The sequence below is a fragment of the Dyella caseinilytica genome (genome assembly GCF_016865235.1).
GTDB classification, from domain to species: Bacteria; Pseudomonadota; Gammaproteobacteria; order Xanthomonadales; family Rhodanobacteraceae; genus Dyella_B; species Dyella_B caseinilytica.
Genome location: NZ_CP064030.1, coordinates 3,536,072 through 3,553,277 on the forward strand (window position 1 = coordinate 3,536,072; position 17,206 = coordinate 3,553,277).

Sequence of the window (17,206 nt, forward strand, 5' to 3'; positions counted from 1 at the left end):
TGACTTGCCGACGGGGTTGCCATGTACGCCCATCAGCCGCTGTATCTGACAACTGTCATGTCATACGACGTACGAAGTCGTCGGCGATCGACACAGCAAAGTGTTTACGGAAACGCCACTGCTGCTTGCTGCCTCTATCCTGACACTCTCGCTATCGAGCCTTAATCTGCAAGTGAGTGCAACACCTGCCACGACAACTAATGCGCGCACGACCCCGTGCATAGCAGCCGTTCGATATCCAGTTCCGAATACATCAGGCCTGAGCGCACGCGCGGAAGCTGCTAATCTTGGCGAATGCGCTACGTTATCGATCCCCCTGCTCTTCCCAGCCTCCCCGTCACCGGCCGCGAGGACCGCTTCCCCGTTCGCCGCATCTTTTGCGTCGGCCGCAATTACGCCGAACATGCGCGTGAAATGGGCGCCAGTGTTGATAACGCCGCACCGATGTTTTTCTGCAAACCTGCAGACGCCGTGGTGACCGATGGCGCGGATCTGCCTTATCCGCAAGCCACCTTGGACCTGCACCATGAAGTGGAAATGGTGGTGGCGCTAAAAGCCGGCGGCACGAATCTGGACGCTGCGCAGGCGGCAGCGACGATCTTTGGCTATGGCGTGGGACTGGATCTGACCCGGCGCGATCTGCAGGCCATCGCCAAGGCGAAGAGCCATCCCTGGGATGTCGCCAAGGGGTTCGATCATTCTGCCCCGGTGTCTGCCTTGCGCGTTGCAGGCGAGGTATCCATCGGCCCGGATACCGAACTGAGCCTGGAAGTGAACGGAACGCTGCGCCAGCGCGGGCATCTCGGCGAGATGGTGCACAGCGTGACCGATATCATTCGAGCCTTGTCCACCCTGTTCGAACTCAAGCCCGGTGATCTGATCTTCACAGGCACGCCAGCGGGCGTGGCGGCGCTCCAACGTGGTGATCGTTTTCACGCAGCATTGCAGGGCATCGCGACACTGGATGGCCGCGTCATTTGAGGCCGCTTCTATGCCGGAATCCGCGTGAACGCTCAACAACACTGAGCGGTATATCGTCGGACTTTCTTCTCAATTTCTTGCCTTTCATGCGTTAAAGTCGTCCCCGCCATCCGGCGCATAACCTCGGGGAGACGACAATGGGCATGCTGAAGGAATTCAAGGAATTTGCCGTCCGCGGCAACGTGGTCGACATGGCGGTTGGTATCGTCATTGGTGCGGCTTTCGGCAAGATCGTCACGTCACTGGTCAGCGACATCATCATGCCGCCGATCGGCTGGCTTACTGGCGGCATCGATTTCTCCGCCATGAAGTGGGTCATGCGACCGGCCGATGACAGCAACCCGGCGCACAAGATTCCCGAAGTGGCGATCAACTATGGCAGTTTCGTCAACACCATCATCGCATTCGTGATCGTCGCCTTTGCCATCTTCATCCTGGTCAAGATCATCAACAGGCTCTACACCAAAGCCGCTGCAGCCACCCCGCCGGACGTCGTGCTGCTGACGGAAATTCGTGACCTGCTGAAGAACAAGCAATAAAAGCCCTTCTTCATGGCCAGCCGGAAGCGAGCATGACTTCCGGCCTAAGCGCCATCGGCAACGGGCTTCATAATGGGGTTCGCAGGGGACTCCGATCGATCTGTGCAATCGCCACCTGCCCTGTCTGCATCGCGACGGGGAAGGTGGTCATTGCAAGGCGCAAGACTCGTCACAGACCTTCTGGATATCGGGTCAACTGCGTACAACGATCGTGTCACTATTTGGGAGTCAACCATGCAACGCCCCGCCCTCACCCTGCTCGCTGCCAGCCTGATGCTGGCTCATGGACTTGCCTGCGCCGCGGATGCGCCCACCACCATTCCCGCCGCCGCTGTGCAAACCGCCGAGCAGCTCCGCGACAAGGCGCTGCATGACGACACGGCCTACAAAACCGTAGAGTCCCTCACCACTGAAATCGGCGCGCGCATGGCCGGTGGCGCAAACGATCCACGTGCCCGCGCATGGGCTATCGCCAAGTTCAAGGCACTGGGCTTTGACAAGGTCTATACCGAACCGGTGACCTATCCGCTGTGGGTGCGCCGCAGCGAACATGGCGCCATCGTCGCCCCCTTCCCACAGCCGCTGACGCTGATCGCGCTGGGCTATTCACCGGGCACGCCCAAAGGTGGCCTTACCGCGGACATCGTGCAATTCCCCAGCCTTGAGGCGCTGAAGGCTGCTGATCCGGCTACCGTCAAAGGCAAGATCGTCTACATCGGCTATCGGATGCACCGCACCAAGGACGGCCACGATTACGGGATCGGTGCGGGTATCCGCGAGGACGGGCCGCAAGTGGCCATGACCAAGGGCGCGGTGGGCTTCCTGTTGCGCTCGGCCGGAACCGATGCGAACAGCCGTACGCCGCACACCGGCGTGACCGAGTTCAGCGATCCGGCCAAGGCAATCCCCGCTGCGGCCTTGTCCAATCCAGATGCCGATCAACTTGAGCGCGTACTCGCCTATGGCAAGCCTGTGACCTTCAAGCTGGACCTGGATTGCGGCATTGAAGGCCAGTACACCGGCTACAACGTCATCGGCGATATCGTCGGCAGCAAACACCCCGATCAGGTAGTGGTCATCGGCGGCCACCTCGATTCCTGGGATCCGGGTACCGGCGCCATCGATGACGGCGCGGGTGTTGCCATCGCCTTGGGTGCCGCCAAGGTGATTCACGATCTGCCGCAACACCCCGACCGCACGGTGCGCGTGATTGCCTTTGCGAACGAAGAAATGGGTCTGTGGGGCGGTCGCGCTTACGCTGACAAGCATGCCGCCGAAGTGAGCAAGTTCCAGCTCGGCTCCGAATCCGACTTGGGCGCAGCCCCGGTTTATCAGATGAGCGCCAGCGTCAAGCCGCAGGCGCGTGGCGCCATCGAGCAAATCGCAAAAGTGCTGGCGCCGATCGGCGTGGTCTATGACCCCAAGCGCCCCGGCGGCGGCGGCTCGGATCTCTCGCAGATGCACCAGAAGGGTATGGCGGCGCTTTCGCTGGACCAGGATGCTACCTACTACTTCGACTGGCACCACACCGCCAACGATACGCTGGACAAGATCGATCCCGCGCAGCTTGCGCAGAACGTCGCGGTGTACGCCGTGTTCACCTATATGGCTGCGCAGGCCGATGGCGATTTCGGCTCAGCACCGAAGGCCTTTGCCGGCGATGGCGCTGGGGAATAAACGGTTCTTGTGCATTCGCCATGCAGAAAGGCGGCCTCGGCCGCCTTTCTTGCTTTCCGGGCTTCGCTTCAGCCTTCTTTGGGCGGCGCTGGCGGCAACTCCGTCGCATCGAGCGCTTGCAGGTTTTCCTTGATGCGGGTCATCACGTCCATCGCCTGGGTCAATTCCTCATAGGTGACGCCCACGGTGCATTCGCGGCGCAACTCGTAAGCGATCCGCTCCATATCGTCGACCACGTCGCTGGCCTGCGCGGTGGTGTAGAGGCGCCACGCGCGCCGATCCTTGGGATCGGGCCGACGCTCGACAAAGCCCGCCGCCTGCAAGCGATCAATCACGCGGCCCACGGCGATAGGCTCCATTTCCAGAAATTCAGCCAACTCGGTCTGGCGTAGGCCTTCGCGGCGATACAGCATCTTCGTCGCTCGCCACTGAGCGCGCGTCAACCCGAATTTCACGGCACGCCGGTCGAAATGCTTGCGAAACAGCAGCGTGACGTCATTCAGCAAGTAACCGAAGGAAATATCTTCCGTTTTTGGCATGATGGATGTGCAACTCTGGATGTCACATGAGTTAAGCATAAGCCTAAACAGTCTTGACGGATGTCTATTACTGTCGTCACTGCCGACCTGACCCGACTGACACTGGACGCCATCGTGAACGCGGCCAATCCCGGGCTGCTGGGCGGCGGCGGCGTGGACGGGGCGATCCACCGGGCCGCAGGACCGGCTCTGCTGGTGGCCTGCCGCAACCTGCCGGAAGTGTCCCCCGGCGTGCGCTGCCCCACCGGGGAGGCACGCCTGACGCCCGGCTTCGCCCTGCCCGCCCGGTTTGTGATCCACACCGTGGGGCCGGTATGGCACGGCGGTCAGGACGGGGAAGCTGAATTACTGGCCCGTTGCTACCACTCGTGCATCACGCTGGCGCTTGAGCACGATCTGCATAGCATCGGCTTTCCGGCCATCAGCTGCGGCGTCTACGGCTATCCTCCGGAACAAGCGGCCAACGTAGCCATCGCGGCATTGCGCATCAGACTCGCCGCGCATCCGATGCTGGATGTGCAGCTTTGCTGTTTCGGTGATCGCATGGCGGCCACCTGGCAGAACGCGCTCAGCGCCTGATCAGGCTCTCAGTCAAGCTTGAACGGATAGAGCGGCGGCAAGGGCGAATCCTGGCTCGCATCCGTCTCCTGGCGCCATACGAAACCCTGCGCAAACACGGCGGCAAGATCCGTCGCATCATCCGCAGCGTCGCCGGCATATTGCAGGTGTTGTAGCCGATCGATGGCGTTGCGTTGCGGCGCTGATGCCAGCGCTTGCGACAACTGTCCGAGGTTGTGCAAGTCGGACCTTTCGCTGCGCGCCCAGGCCAGCAGGTGACGCGCCTGGGTCCCGCGATCCTTGCCACGGGCCGCGTCCATGAAAGCTTGGCGCGATGAGCGCATGGATTCACTGGATGCCGTATTCGCCACAGATGCCGACGGTAGCACCGGCTCGCGTCGACGCCACCACCAAAAGAGCAACGCACTGAGCACCCACAGGCCAAGGCTGCCGATCGCTATCCAGCGCCACCATGCGGACGATGCGTTCGATGACGGAGCCCCAGCGCCAACACTCAACGCGCCCGCACTGGGGGTCGCGGCCGGCGAAGCCGACGGCAACGGCTGCGCCGATGATGCGGATGCCGTGGTTGCGCCATTCGCAGCTGGCAATACGGTCAACGTATGTTCTGGGATGGTGGCGACCTGCTTCTGGCCCGTCTGCACGTTGAACCAGGTCAAGGTGATCGCCGGGATGGTCAACGGTCCGGCACGTTGCGGGAAGATCGCAAAGCTTCGCTCGCGATGCCCGATCAGCCATTGGCCATCGTCATGCGTCGTGTTGGTGGACTGATCCGGATAAACCGTAGCCCCGTCGATGGTGGGCAAGCTCAGATCCGGTAATGACTCGGCTGCCACGCCGACCGCGTCGATGCTCATACGCAGATTCACAGGCTGTCCAACCTGTGCCTGATCACTGCCGGGCAAACCTTCAAGCTTGAGCGTGAGTGCGCGCGCTGCCAACCATGCAGTCGAACCCCAATCCGCCGGCGCCGCCTGGACGTTCACGGTGCTAGGCGACGAATCCGCCGTGACGGGTGATGTGTTCCCAAACAACCCGCCCTGGCCAAAGAAGCCACCGGGATCGTTAGCATTGCCGGGGTCGACGGCTTCGCCCTGAAATTCGACCGAAGGAATGGTGAGCGAACCGGCGCGCTGCGGAATCATGGCGTAGCGCCGCTCAATCACGTGATAGCGGTGGCCATTGCGCACAGTTTCGTAATCGGTATCGCCACCGAGCTTGCGCACATCGACGCCATCCGGATGCGGATCAGGCAGGCTGCCGCTGTTGAGGTTGACGTCGAAGAACAGGCGCACCGTATAAAGCAGCTGTTGCCCGACATAGACATGATCGGGATTGGCTGCGGTTTCAAGGAAAATGTCTTTCTTCGCATCCGCACTGGTCGAGCTGTCCGGTGGCCCCACATGCAAGGTCAACGGTGATGTCTGGCTGCCCGCCACATTCAATGAGGGGATTTGCAGGTCGCCGACATGCTTCGGGCGCAGGGCGATGCCAATCATCAACTCCGCGCTGGGCCTGCCGTTGATGACAGTAAGCGAACTGTTGGTCGATGAGCCAAGCACTTCGAAATCGTTGTCGAGCGCACTGAGATCGGGCGTGTTGGCATTCATGCTGCCGTCGATGCGCAGATTGAGCGTAACGGTTTCGCCAAGATGTACGTCATTGCGATCAAGCGAGGCCTGCACGCTAGCCGCCATTGCGCCAAATGACAGCAACAGGCAAAGCAAAAGCAGCCAACGGTAACTCATGGTTGATCTCCGACATCCGGTTGCGCGCCCATGCGCTCACGGTATTCCAGTTCGAACTTGCGCCGCAGCAAAGCGCCTGGATCATCCGGCACGCGCTGCAGATCGCGGCGCACATCGTTGGGAAGTTTCGACAGCGGATCATCGCTGTCCACGGCCCCCAGTTCGTGCGTCTGGTCACGCTTTCCTTTTTGTTGCAACTCGCCAGCGAGCGCCTGGTTCATCTGTTGCTGCAAACCCTGCTGCGCCTTCTCAGTCTGCGCACGCTCGCTGGATGATGCAGGTGCGGGATTTTGCTTTGTCGCATCCTGCCCCGGCTGGTTCTGGTCACGTTGCTGGGAGTCCGCGTTTTGTTGCTTATCGCCTTGCTGCGCAGTCTGCGATGCATTCGTGCCGTTCTGCTGCTGGTTATCTTGCCGCTGATCGTGCTGGTCCTGGCCGTTCTTGTCCTGGCTGCTCTTGCCTTGATCGTTCTGACCCTGGCTCTGCTGATTCTGGCCATTTTGCTGACCACCATTCGGCTGGCCGGCCTTGTCGCCGCTCTGCTGCTGTTGCCCCTGCTGCCCGGAGGATTGCCCGGAGCTGCCGTTTTGCTTGTCCTGATGACCCTGTCCGCTGCCAGATTGCTGCTGTTGCTGCGAAGACGTGTTCTGCTGTGGTGGCTTGCGCATGGCTTCCGCCACCACCTTGCGATTAGCGCGTGCATCTTCGTTGTGCGGATCCAGCTTCAAGGACTGATCGTAGGCTTTGATGGCATCCGGATAGCGACCAAGCTTGGCCAGCGCATTGCCAAGGTTGTATGACGCATCGGCGCCTTTGGCTTGCTCAAGCGCTTGCACGGCGGCGGCGTAATCCTTGGCGCGATACGCTGCAGCGCCACGCCATGCCGGATCTTGCGCAAGCTGTTGTGCCTTGGCTGCATGACCCTGCTGCAATGCGCTCGCCGCTTGCTGGTCAGGCCGTTGCCACCAATCCTGCCAGCCGGTCGCCTGAGCAGGGCCTGGCCATAACGGCAACAAAACCAGCGGCAAAACCAACACCCAGCCACGCCGGAATCCCACAGCAACCACCAGCAAGAGCGGCAACAACAACCACGGCCCTCGATCCTGCCATGCGTCGCCGCTTTGACCTGTTGTGACAGAAGCATGCGCCGAGGGGCGTAGTTGCGCATGCAACGTCGAAACGTCGCTACCGTTTTCCGTCATGGCGACATAGGTGCCGCCGCCTGCCTCGGCCAGTGCACGCAGGTGATCGTCGTGACGGCGGGCTACGACCATGTTGCCCTGATCATCGCGCATGAAGCTGCCATCCGCCTGCGGTACCGGCGCACCTTGTTCGCTACCGATACCCAACACTGAAACATGCACACCCGCCAGCAACGCCTTGCGTGCGGCAGCTTGTGCGTCGGCGTCAGCGTTATCCGTCAGCAACACCAGCGAGCCGCCACCCGCCTTGGCGTTCTGAATCAGTTGCGTGCCTTGCTCGATCGCCTGCGCCGCATTGTCGCCATCGACGGGCATGGTATCGGGCGCCATGGCGTCAAGCAGGTCATCCAGGCTGTGCGCATCGCTGGTCAACGGCGCAACCACAAACGATTGCCCCGCATAACCGATCAGCGCGTTCAAACCGTCATGATTCGCTGCGAGCAAATCGCGCGCTTTGTAACGCGCCCGCTCCATGCGGCTGGGCTGCACATCGCGTGCCAGCATGTGTTGCGACAGCGATATCGCGACAACCTGCGCAGCGCGATCGGCATACATCGGCTCGGTCACGCGACTCCAGGTGGGACCGGACAACGCCAGCACACCAAGCAACCAGCCGAGCGCAAACAACCCTGACGGCCACCGCGCGCGCCGGTCATTGCCGCTCAGCAAGTGCGGCAACAGTTCGGGATCAGCAAGCCGACTCAGCTCCCGGTGCGCTGCATCGCTACGCGAGCCGAACCACAGCACGAATGGCAAGGCAGTCAGCCCCCACAGCCACCAGGGCTGAAGGAAATGGAATTGCTGCAAAGCCTGGCTCACGCACCCACTCCCCGCACGCGTGGCCACAGCATGCCGAACAGCAAGCAAAACGCCGCCGCCATCAATGGCGTCCGAAACAGCTCATGTCGCAAGCGCAGACTGGGACCGTGTTGCGGCATGGGCTCCAGTGCATCGATTGCACGGTAGGCGTCGGCAAGCTCATTGCCATCGGTGGCGCGGTAGAACTGCCCGCCCGTTTCGTGCGCGATGTAGGTCAGCATGTCTGCATCGAGATCCGCCGACGGATTGATCACGCTGTCACCAAACAATCCCGGCACAGTCATACGGGTGGCGCCGACGCCGATGGTATAGATGCGAACGCCTGCAGCTTTCGCAGCCTTGGCAGCATCCTGCGGCGAGATGCTGCCGGAATTGTTGACGCCGTCAGTCAGCAGAATCAGCACGCGTGCCTGCTCGGGCAGCGCAGCCAAGCGTTTCACTGCAACGGCGATGGCATCGCCAATGGCCGTCTCTGTGCCCGGCAGGCCTACTGCTGCACCCTGCAATTGCGCGCGCACGGCGTCCAGATCGTAAGTAATCGGCGTGACTAGATACGCATGCGTACCAAACAGCACCAGCCCGAGCTCATCACCTTTGCGGCGCGAGATAAAGTCGCCGGCGATCGCCTCTACCGCACCAAAGCGGCTTAGTTGCTGACCGCCCAATTGCATGTCCGGTGTCTGCATGCTGCCGGACAGATCGACCGCCAGCATCATCGCACGGCCGCTGTGTTGTTGAGCCTGGGGTGGCCCGATCACTTGCGGCCTGGCCGCCGCCACCAGCAGGCATAGCCATCCCAGCGCCAACAGCCACGAGCCAGCACTACGCGATGCGACGCGGTCGCCGACATGCCACGTCAACCAAGTATGCGGCAAACGCAATGCCTGTCCCGGCGACACCGGCTTCCACGCACGCCACACGAGCCACGGCAGCGGCAGCAACGCAAATACCCATGGCCAGGCAAACTCAGGCATGCCCAACCTCTGAGGTTTTCGTGTGTTTCAAGGCGGCATCCAGCCAACGCCGAGCCGCTGCCTCAACGCGGAAACGGTCGAAATCGGCGTGCTGCTGGTACATGCGAGCGTCGAGTGTCATCAAGGCATCGACGGTCGCCATATCGACGGGGACTTGTAACAACACCTCTTTCCAGCGCTTGCCTTGACTCGAATGAGCATCGGTGGCGTAACGCCATGCAGCACGCCGCAGCAGCTGATGCAGCGACGCGGCATAGGCGGCATCATCGTGTGGATAACGCACTGCCACCTGCTCAATTTCTGCAAGTATTCGCTCACGCAAACGGCGTTTCTTGCGTGCGGTCCGGTAAAGCAGCCACGTGGTTATCGCTATCACGCATACCAGTCCTAACAACACCCACCAACCCGGTGCTAATGGCCACCAGGGCGGCGCAGGCGGCATGTGTATATCCCGCAAGTTCAAACCGTCTTGCGCCTGAGGAAATGCAAGCCTCATCGCCGACCTCCGCGATCGCACAGCAAGGCAGACACCGACTCCAGCGGGTCCGCCGCCGTATCAATCACGCGAAAAGGAATTCCCAGCGACTGCGCCATTGCCGCGAGTCGCGCCTGGCCGGCACCGAGGCTTTGTTGAAATGATTCACGTTGGCGGATCGACTGCAGCACCAGCGTACGCCGCTGACCGTCATGCTCGATCGGATAATGCCCCGCCGGCATGGAAATCAGCTCAAGTGCATCGGCAACCACGAGCAAGCGCACCGCCGTATGCCGCATCATCTCCAACAAGCGGTTGCGTGCCAACTCGTCGCTACACTGACCATCGCTGATCAGCAGTACGCGATTCGCACCGTGTCGGAGTTTGATCACATGATGCAACGCTTCCGAGAGCGGTTGCCGGTGCACAGACGCGGTGCGATCGCCCTTGGCGATCGCACCGCAGACGTCCAGTGCACCATGCACACCCGCGCGAGGCCGTTGAAGCTGGGTGCAGCCGCCAAACTGCATCAGCCCTACCCGCTCTCCGGCACGTACGGCATACCACGCGGCCAGTGCCGCAGCTCCCGCGGCTTGGACGGACTTGAAGCGCACCCGTGTTCCAAAACGCATGCTTGCGTGTTGATCCAGCAAAATCAGCAGCTGCCCCTCACGTTCCTCCTGGAACAATTTGGTGTGCAAGCGGCCACTCCGTGCGGTCAATCGCCAATCGAGGCGGCGCACGTCATCACCAGGCTGATAGGCACGCGACTCAGCGTAATCCATGCCGCGGCCGTATAGACGGCTGGACTGGTTGCCCACACGCATTGCACGGCTATCCTGAGGCGGCAGGCGCAAGCGCGCAACACGACTGCGCAAGGCGATCAGTTCCGCCAGAGAGACACGCACACGGCCATCGCCGTCTGCTTCATGCGAGACCACGGTGTTCACGGCAGCGGCACAAGATCCAGCAATCGATGAATGACCTTTTCGCTGCGAATACCTTCAGCCTCGGCTTCATAGCTGAGCAGCACGCGGTGGCGCAACACCTCATACACCACGGCGTGAACATCTTCCGGCAGCACGAAGTCACGTCCAGCCAACCAGGCATGCGCGCGTGCGCAGCGGTCCAGCGCGATGGTGGCGCGCGGGCTTGCGCCCCAGGCTATCCAGCGTTTCAACTCCGTGCCGTAGCGCCCTGCATCACGCGTCGCCAGGACCAGTTGCGCAAGATACTGTTCCAGCGCCGGAGCCATGTGCACGCCCAGCGCGGCTTCCCGGGCCTGGAAAACGTCTTGCTGCGTCACTACCGCTGAAGGGCTCATTGATGGGTGGCTGGACTGGGTCGCTTGTTCGCGCGCCAGGCGCAGAATAGCCAGCTCTGCAGCCGCATCTGGATAGCCGATCTTCACATGCATGACGAAACGATCGAGCTGCGCTTCCGGCAGCGCGAATGTCCCCTCCTGTTCGATCGGATTCTGCGTCGCCATCACCATGAAAAGCTCGGGCAGGCGCCAAGTGCTGCGTCCCACGGTGATCTGCCGTTCGGCCATCGCCTCCAACAGCGCGGACTGTACCTTGGCCGGCGCGCGATTGATCTCATCGGCCAGCACGATGTTGTGGAATAGCGGACCGCGCTCGAATTCGAAACTGCCCGACTGCGGTCGAAAGATATCGGTACCGGTCAGATCCGCCGGCAACAGATCCGGCGTGAACTGGACGCGATGAAAATCGGCCTCGATGCGACCCGCCAGCGCCTTGACGGCGGTGGTTTTGGCCAGCCCTGGCGCGCCTTCCACCAATAGATGCCCATCCGCCAGCAGGGCAATCAGCAGGCAATCGATAAGCTGAGGCTGCCCGATGATGTGGTGCTGAAGGTCATCGCGGAGCCGGGAAAACGCTTGTTGCAGACGCCCGGGAGTGGGGACTTGGGGCATATCCATCCGAAAATCCTGTACTGCTTCGTGCCGGCTCAGACCGCGGCGAAGTCAGAAAGTTTGGTCGTGAATCTTCTTTTAACGCAAAGGGGCGGCACTTGGGCCGCCCCTTTGGGTCATACGCTACAGCGCCGCTTACTGCAAGCTGTCACTGAGAATACGCGGGGTTACGAAGATCAGCAGCTCGTCACGATCATTGACGTGCTGAGTGCTGCGAAACAGGACGCCGAGGCCAGGGATATCACCCAAGCCAGGCACCTTGTTGATGGTGTCAGACTTGGTGACTTCGTAGATACCGCCAAGCACCACCGTCTGACCATCGTCCACTAGCACCGACGTATTGAGCGAACGCGTATCGATCACCGGTACCTGACCACTACCCGTTACCGTGATGTAGTGATCAAGCGAATCCTTGTTCACGTTGATCGCAAGATAGACACGGTTGTCGGCAGTGATGGTCGGTGTGACCTTGAGCTCAAGCACGGCGTCCTTGAAAGCCACCGTCGCTGTGCCGCTGGTACCGGAACCACCGGAGGTGTTCTGGAACGTCACGTAACCGATCTCCTGGCCCTGACGGATATCCGCTTCCTGTTGATTGGCGGTAATCACGCGTGGGCTGGATACCACTTCGCTGCGGCCTTCTGCCTGGGCGGCAGAAAGCTCCAGGTCCAGCGCGTAGTTTTTACCCAGGATCGCAGCAGCCAGCGTGGAGGCCGTGCCCGTGGTTGGCGCTGCTGGCAGGTTTACATTGAGTCCGCCTGAGCTCAAACCGCCACCAAGCGTAGAGGTTGTTGAGCTATTGCCCTGCGTATTACCAATGCCTGAGCCAACCTGTAAAACCTGCCCACTCGGATTGGTGCGATTACCGGTAACACCCCACTGGACGCCCAGATCACGCTCGAAATCGTCCGTCGCAATCACGATGCGCGATTCGATCAATACCTGCTGAACCGGCCGATCAAGCTGGGCAATGATTGCGCGCAGCTCGACCGTCTTTTCGGCGGTGTCGTTGATCAGCAACGTGTTGGTGCGCTGATCGAAAGTCACGCTGCCACGCGGCGACAGAAAACCTCGATGCTGCGATGCTGCGCCAGAAGTACCACCGCCACCAACACCAGCAATGCTCTGCAAGCTACCCGTCGTCAAAAGCTTGGCGATATCCTGCGCTTTGCCATAGCTGATCGGCACGTAGGTCGTAATCAGCGGCGCCGTATCTTCCGCTTTGAAACGAGCATCGGCGATGTTCTGTTCGTAATCAGCCAGTTCCTTCTGCGGTGCAATCCAGATCACATTGCCGTCGCGGCGCTTGTCCAGATCCTTGGCACGCAGGATCACGTCCAGCGCCTGATCCCAAGGCACATTGTTCAGCCGCAGAGTGATACTGCCTCCGACCGTATCCGACGCGACCATATTGACACCCGAGTAATCGGCCAGCAATTGCAACACCGAACGAACCGGGATGTCCTGGAAGTTGAAGGTCACACGATTGCCTGTGTAAACCGGCTGTGCAAAGGAACCTGGGTTGGTGTCCTTCGAGCTCTGCTTCTTCGACGTAACTTCAATGACGTATTGACTACCCGTCTGGTACGACGAGGTATCAACATCACCGTTAATAGCAATATCCAGATGAGCGCCATTGGGTGTGGAGCGCGGCGAGATCGACTGCACGGGTGTGGCAAAGTCGAGCACGTTCAGACGCTGGGACTGGCCAGCCGGCAGCTGGGCGCCCACGATATCCACGGCAATGTTGCTACCCTGACGATTCATGTTGGCGTTGGCGCCGGTACCGCTGAAGTTGATCAGTACACGTCCGGAACCGTTGGCGCCGCGCTGGAAATCGATCGTAGTGATCGCAGGCCCATTCAGTGCGGAAGGCAGCGCCTTGGACGGATCGATCGTGGCTGCCGTTGTCACAGGCTGCGTCTGCGTGCCGTTGTTGACCACCAGCACTAAACTATTGCCTTCAACGTGGGACTTGTAAGCTGAAGCCTGCATAAGTTCGACGACCACACGCGTACGTCCACCCGCGGCCACCGCCGATACACCGGTTGTCGTACCGACACCAATATCCTGATGCCGCGCCGCATCGTTGGTCGTATCGGGAAAATCAATCGCAATACGCGGCGGATTATCTGTCGTGAAGATATTTGGCTGGGGCAACTGGCTGCTATTGAAGTTCATGCGCAGCTCGACACGGCCGCCAGGCAGTGTCTTGTAGGTGATGTCCTGGAGCGTGCTGGTGGCGGCAGCAGCATTCGCCCATGCGGCTGCGCCGAACACCATCATCGTCATCAGGCAACGGCTGGCCAGTGTCATGGCGCGGCTCCGGACTGGTTTGATTGGATTAGTCATTGCATCAGCCCCTGTATTCCTATTTCGCGACAAGCGCGATGCTGGCCGGACGTTCCATCCAGCCGCCATTGCCGTTGGAAACCAATTCGACCAGATCGATGTGATCGCTGCTGACGGCAGTGATGCGCCCATAGTTCTGGCCCATGTATTCGTTCTTGTGCACGCGATGGATCACGCCGCCTGGATCTTTGATCAGAGCTTCCATGGTGGCACCCATGCCGATCGTGCCAACCATCCTCAAGCTATCCAGCGAGTAGGCTTCCAAAGGCTCTCTGGCACGCCCTTCATCCGGCCGGGGTCCATTGTTCTGGTTAAGTTCGTCAGGACTGGGACTGAAGGGGTCCCGCTTGTCCTGATCGTTGTAAGTGAACGACTCGAAGGTCTTGATCACCGGCAGCGGCGGGATGGGTGCGCCGCGCTTGGCCTTTTCCTGCGCGACCCAGTCGCGCAGATCCGACATCCCGCGCGTACAACCTGCGAGCATCAGCGCCGTGCCAAGCAGCAACAAGACCTTGGCCAGAAGAACAGGTTTCATGGCAGGCATGTTCCTCATTTCCGCCCCCCAGCCTTCTTACCCTTGGCCTTGCTTGCTGTATCGCCCGTTTCGGAATCATCCAGATAGCGATAAGTCTTCACCGTGCCCTGCAATACCAGTAACTGGTTGGGACCGGGCTCTGCGCCCTTGCCAGGTGAATTAAGGGGAGTCAGCGAAACATCGTGCATGGTCAGAATCACCACACGCGGCAGCGAAGCCACGCCGCTGATGAATGCACCAAACTGATGGTAAGTACCGATCATCTTCAGCTGGATCGGCTTCTCGGCGTAGAAGTCCTTCGGTACTTCCGTACCCGGCTGGAACAGCTCCTGTTGCAAACCAGCTGACAAAGCCGTTTGCGAAACATCCACCAACAGCTCAGGCATTTCGGTCCTGCTTGGCAACTGGCGCAGCAATTGGCGCAGCATGTCCTTCATCTCGTCGAGCTGCTGTTGCAGCGCTTCCAGATTGACCGATTTGGCCTGCTTGTCGGAGAACTCCTTCTTGAGCGCCTCCTCTTTCCCGGCAAGACTCTGCAAGCTGTTTTGCTGATCGCTGATAAAGCTGTACCAGCCGAGAAAGATGATCACCACGAACAACAACACCGTAAAGAACGTCTTGACCGACATCGGCCAGCCGCCGATGTTGTTGCGGTCCAGACTGCGCAAATCGTCGAGGAGTTTCATTACTTGGCCCCTCCCTTGACTGGCGCAGCACCGCTTTGAGCGGGTGCCTTGGCGGTGGCCGAGGGTGTCATCACCGGCTTGAGCGCAGTCGCTGCGGGAACGATCGGTGCGGCCACGCCTGCGCTGCTGCTTGAGGAAGCGGGAGCTGCATTCCCTTGGTCCGTACCGTCATCCTTAGGCTTTTGCAGCGACACCGTCAGGCCGAAGCTATACGGCATGCGCGAAGCGTCGTGGCTGTTCTCGGTCTTGCTCAGATCGGTCTGCCCCATCCAGGGAGAGATCTCGATATTGCGCATGTATTCGGCAACGCTCGCGTTTGATTGCGCGACGCCGTCGAGCACCATCTGATCACCGGCCTGCTTGATCGAGGTCAAACGTACGCTGCCCGGAACCGTCTTCACCAGTTCGTCGAACAAGTGCACCATCTGCGAGCGATTGGCCTGCAGCTGTTCGATGATCTGCTTGCGCGCCAGCAACTGCGAGCGCACCTTTTCCAGATCCTTGATCTTGTCCAGGCGCACATCCACCTGCTTGATCTGGTCCTGCAAGTAGGCATTGCGCTCGTTCTGGTTGTCGATGCGCATACCCATCCAAAAGCCCCACAGCATCAGAACGCCAATGCCAGCCACGGCTGCGGCACCGAGTTGCATGAAGAACTCGCGCTGCCGCTGCTTGCGGCGCTCGGCGCGCCACGGAAGTAGGTTGATGCGTGCCATCAGTCGAAACTCCTCATGGCGAGTCCGACCGCGATCATCAGCGCTGGCGCGTCCTGTGTCAGCGACTGGGCCTGCACCCGGCTGGACAGGGACATGCGGGCGAGCGGATTGGCGACGATGCAAGGCAAGCCAAGCTGCTCTTCCAGCATGCTGTTGATGCCTTCGATCGATGCGCATCCGCCAGCCAGCACGACCTGGTCAACCTTGCTGTATTCACTGCCTGCGTAGAAGAACTGCAGCAGGCGGCTGATCTGCTGTACCAGCGACTCCTTGAACGGCTGCAATGCCTCGGTTTCGTAGGATTCCGGCAATCCACCCTTGCGCTTGGCACGGCCGGCTTCCTCGTAAGAGAGTCCGTAGCGGCGCATGATCTCGTCGGTCAACTGCTTGCCGCCGAAGACCTGTTCGCGCGAATAGATAGTGCGCTGGTTCTTAAGCACCGAAAGCGTGGTCATGGTCGCGCCGATGTCGACGACCGCCACCAGCGCATCACGCCCCACGTTCAACTGATCGGAGATCAGCGTAAAGGCATTCTCCAGCGCGAAGGCTTCGACGTCGATCACCTGAGCTGTCAAACCACCGAGGTCGAGCGCGGCAACGCGCATATCGACATTTTCCGTGCGCGATGCCGCGAGCAGCACGTTATTCATTTCGGGGTTGTCGCGTACCGGGCCAAGCACCTCGAAATCGAGACTGACTTCGTCGATCGGGTACGGAATGTACTGATTGGCCTCGACCTGGATCTGGCCTTCCAGATCTTCATCCGACAGCTCGGCGGCCATCGGCACGATGCGCGTAATCACCGCCGAACCAGCCACCGCGGCAGCGGCATGCTTGATCTTGGTTCCTGAGCGCGCCAGCGCTCGACGCACAGCCTCGCCGACGGCCTCGACCTCGACGATATTTTTCTCGACGACGGCATTAGGGGGCAGCGGCTCGATCGCGTAGTGCTCTACGCGATAGCGGCCTCCGGTCTGACTGAGCTGCAGCAACTTGACGGCCGTCGAACTGATGTCGACACCAACAAGTGGCGGCTTCTTGGGTGTAAAGAGCCCCACGATGATTCCCCCTTGACCCCTGGCGCTTCCGCCAGTAACTGGCAGGATTGCTGGGTCATTAGATCCAAAAATTAACGCAATAGCAACGGCCTACGCGATCTTCTTCGAGACTTTTGGCGTGATGGCCTGCACATTTGGACCAACCCGCGGGTTACCACGATTAAGGTTTTGCTAATCCGTCGCTGATGCTGCACATACTGCAACATCTATACTCTGAGCTGTTTTGACTCAGGTCTCGATTGAGACGATCTGATTCATGTTCCACAGGTAGCATGATGTCCAAGGATGACAAGCTGTGTGGGTAGTCGAGGAAAGGGCAAAGGTTTTCCTTGAACAGCTAAGGTGCAGATGCCCCGGCCACTCCCTGCACAGCAACGCAATCAATCGGAC

General features: G+C 60.3%; 16 protein-coding genes. 4 read left to right on the forward strand and 12 right to left on the reverse strand.

The features are described 5' to 3' along the window. The first annotated feature begins 294 nt into the window (after positions 1-294). The 3 genes from ISN74_RS15585 (at position 295) to ISN74_RS15595 (ending at position 3,197) form a co-directional block, all read left to right on the forward strand. Positions 295-981, forward strand: a complete 687-nt coding sequence (locus tag ISN74_RS15585; protein WP_188800087.1) for a fumarylacetoacetate hydrolase family protein — start codon at positions 295-297, stop codon at positions 979-981. Between the two features lie 137 nt (positions 982-1,118). Continuing rightward, complete coding sequence (mscL, locus tag ISN74_RS15590; protein WP_188800088.1) at positions 1,119-1,520, forward strand: large-conductance mechanosensitive channel protein MscL; 402 nt, start codon at positions 1,119-1,121, stop codon at positions 1,518-1,520. 234 nt (positions 1,521-1,754) lie between these two features. After that, on the forward strand, positions 1,755-3,197 hold the full coding sequence (locus ISN74_RS15595) for a M20/M25/M40 family metallo-hydrolase (RefSeq protein WP_188800089.1): 1,443 nt from the start codon (positions 1,755-1,757) through the stop codon (positions 3,195-3,197). A gap of 68 nt (positions 3,198-3,265) precedes the next feature. Here the strand turns inward: ISN74_RS15595 and ISN74_RS15600 are convergent, their stop codons facing one another. Beyond that, positions 3,266-3,736, reverse strand: coding sequence for a MarR family winged helix-turn-helix transcriptional regulator (locus ISN74_RS15600; RefSeq protein ID WP_188800090.1), 471 nt, complete (start codon positions 3,734-3,736; stop codon positions 3,266-3,268). Positions 3,737-3,796: 60 nt separating this feature from the next. On the opposite strand from ISN74_RS15600, the gene ISN74_RS15605 reads away from it, so the two are divergent. Beyond that, positions 3,797-4,315, forward strand: coding sequence for an O-acetyl-ADP-ribose deacetylase (locus tag ISN74_RS15605; RefSeq protein ID WP_188800091.1), 519 nt, complete (start codon positions 3,797-3,799; stop codon positions 4,313-4,315). 8 nt (positions 4,316-4,323) lie between these two features. On the opposite strand, the gene ISN74_RS15610 is transcribed toward ISN74_RS15605, so the two are convergent. The 11 genes from ISN74_RS15610 to ISN74_RS15660 all read right to left on the reverse strand — a co-directional run bounded on the left by ISN74_RS15610 (position 4,324) and on the right by ISN74_RS15660 (position 16,816). Then, positions 4,324-6,063, reverse strand: a complete 1,740-nt coding sequence (locus ISN74_RS15610; protein WP_188800092.1) for a BatD family protein — start codon at positions 6,061-6,063, stop codon at positions 4,324-4,326. After that, a complete protein-coding gene (locus ISN74_RS15615) occupies positions 6,060-8,084 on the reverse strand; it encodes a vWA domain-containing protein (RefSeq protein WP_188800093.1) in 2,025 nt (674 codons plus the stop codon). Before ISN74_RS15615 ends, ISN74_RS15610 begins: the two co-directional genes overlap by 4 nt. Further along, on the reverse strand, positions 8,081-9,058 hold the full coding sequence (locus ISN74_RS15620; RefSeq protein WP_188800094.1) for a VWA domain-containing protein: 978 nt from the start codon (positions 9,056-9,058) through the stop codon (positions 8,081-8,083). Before ISN74_RS15620 ends, ISN74_RS15615 begins: the two co-directional genes overlap by 4 nt. Beyond that, on the reverse strand, positions 9,051-9,554 hold the full coding sequence (locus tag ISN74_RS15625) for a DUF4381 domain-containing protein (protein WP_268235709.1): 504 nt from the start codon (positions 9,552-9,554) through the stop codon (positions 9,051-9,053). The genes ISN74_RS15620 and ISN74_RS15625 overlap by 8 nt, the downstream gene beginning before the upstream one ends. Beyond that, the gene (locus tag ISN74_RS15630) at positions 9,551-10,483 is read right to left on the reverse strand and encodes a DUF58 domain-containing protein (protein WP_188800096.1); all 933 of its coding nucleotides are present in this window, start codon (positions 10,481-10,483) and stop codon (positions 9,551-9,553) included. The genes ISN74_RS15625 and ISN74_RS15630 overlap by 4 nt, the downstream gene beginning before the upstream one ends. After that, the gene (locus ISN74_RS15635; protein WP_188800097.1) at positions 10,480-11,475 is read right to left on the reverse strand and encodes an AAA family ATPase; all 996 of its coding nucleotides are present in this window, start codon (positions 11,473-11,475) and stop codon (positions 10,480-10,482) included. The genes ISN74_RS15630 and ISN74_RS15635 overlap by 4 nt, the downstream gene beginning before the upstream one ends. A gap of 129 nt (positions 11,476-11,604) precedes the next feature. After that, a complete protein-coding gene (locus ISN74_RS15640) occupies positions 11,605-13,785 on the reverse strand; it encodes a type IV pilus secretin PilQ (RefSeq protein WP_188800098.1) in 2,181 nt (726 codons plus the stop codon). A gap of 55 nt (positions 13,786-13,840) precedes the next feature. Further along, positions 13,841-14,356 (reverse strand): pilus assembly protein PilP, encoded by a 516-nt coding sequence (locus ISN74_RS15645; RefSeq protein WP_425488851.1) that lies wholly within the window; start codon positions 14,354-14,356, stop codon positions 13,841-13,843. A 14-nt stretch (positions 14,357-14,370) separates the two neighbouring features. Then, positions 14,371-15,042, reverse strand: coding sequence for a type IV pilus inner membrane component PilO (locus tag ISN74_RS15650; RefSeq protein WP_188800100.1), 672 nt, complete (start codon positions 15,040-15,042; stop codon positions 14,371-14,373). Next, the gene (locus ISN74_RS15655) at positions 15,042-15,758 is read right to left on the reverse strand and encodes a PilN domain-containing protein (protein ID WP_188800101.1); all 717 of its coding nucleotides are present in this window, start codon (positions 15,756-15,758) and stop codon (positions 15,042-15,044) included. Before ISN74_RS15655 ends, ISN74_RS15650 begins: the two co-directional genes overlap by 1 nt. Beyond that, positions 15,758-16,816, reverse strand: a complete 1,059-nt coding sequence (locus tag ISN74_RS15660) for a pilus assembly protein PilM (protein ID WP_188800102.1) — start codon at positions 16,814-16,816, stop codon at positions 15,758-15,760. Before ISN74_RS15660 ends, ISN74_RS15655 begins: the two co-directional genes overlap by 1 nt. Positions 16,817-17,206: the final 390 nt, after the last annotated feature.

Bases quoted from the DNA above. Each gene is read 5' to 3' on its own strand.
- ISN74_RS15585 (WP_188800087.1), top strand. From the start codon at position 295: ATGCGCTACGTTATCGATCCCCCTGCTCTTCCCAGCCTCCCCGTCACC.
- mscL (WP_188800088.1), top strand. From the start codon at position 1,119: ATGGGCATGCTGAAGGAATTCAAGGAATTTGCCGTCCGCGGCAACGTG.
- ISN74_RS15595 (WP_188800089.1), top strand. From the start codon at position 1,755: ATGCAACGCCCCGCCCTCACCCTGCTCGCTGCCAGCCTGATGCTGGCT.
- ISN74_RS15600 (WP_188800090.1), bottom strand. From the start codon at position 3,736: ATGCCAAAAACGGAAGATATTTCCTTCGGTTACTTGCTGAATGACGTC.
- ISN74_RS15605 (WP_188800091.1), top strand. From the start codon at position 3,797: ATGTCTATTACTGTCGTCACTGCCGACCTGACCCGACTGACACTGGAC.
- ISN74_RS15610 (WP_188800092.1), bottom strand. From the start codon at position 6,063: ATGAGTTACCGTTGGCTGCTTTTGCTTTGCCTGTTGCTGTCATTTGGC.
- ISN74_RS15620 (WP_188800094.1), bottom strand. From the start codon at position 9,058: ATGCCTGAGTTTGCCTGGCCATGGGTATTTGCGTTGCTGCCGCTGCCG.
- ISN74_RS15625 (WP_268235709.1), bottom strand. From the start codon at position 9,554: ATGAGGCTTGCATTTCCTCAGGCGCAAGACGGTTTGAACTTGCGGGAT.
- ISN74_RS15635 (WP_188800097.1), bottom strand. From the start codon at position 11,475: ATGGATATGCCCCAAGTCCCCACTCCCGGGCGTCTGCAACAAGCGTTT.
- ISN74_RS15640 (WP_188800098.1), bottom strand. From the start codon at position 13,785: ATGACACTGGCCAGCCGTTGCCTGATGACGATGATGGTGTTCGGCGCA.
- ISN74_RS15645 (WP_425488851.1), bottom strand. From the start codon at position 14,356: ATGAAACCTGTTCTTCTGGCCAAGGTCTTGTTGCTGCTTGGCACGGCG.
- ISN74_RS15650 (WP_188800100.1), bottom strand. From the start codon at position 15,042: ATGAAACTCCTCGACGATTTGCGCAGTCTGGACCGCAACAACATCGGC.
- ISN74_RS15655 (WP_188800101.1), bottom strand. From the start codon at position 15,758: ATGGCACGCATCAACCTACTTCCGTGGCGCGCCGAGCGCCGCAAGCAG.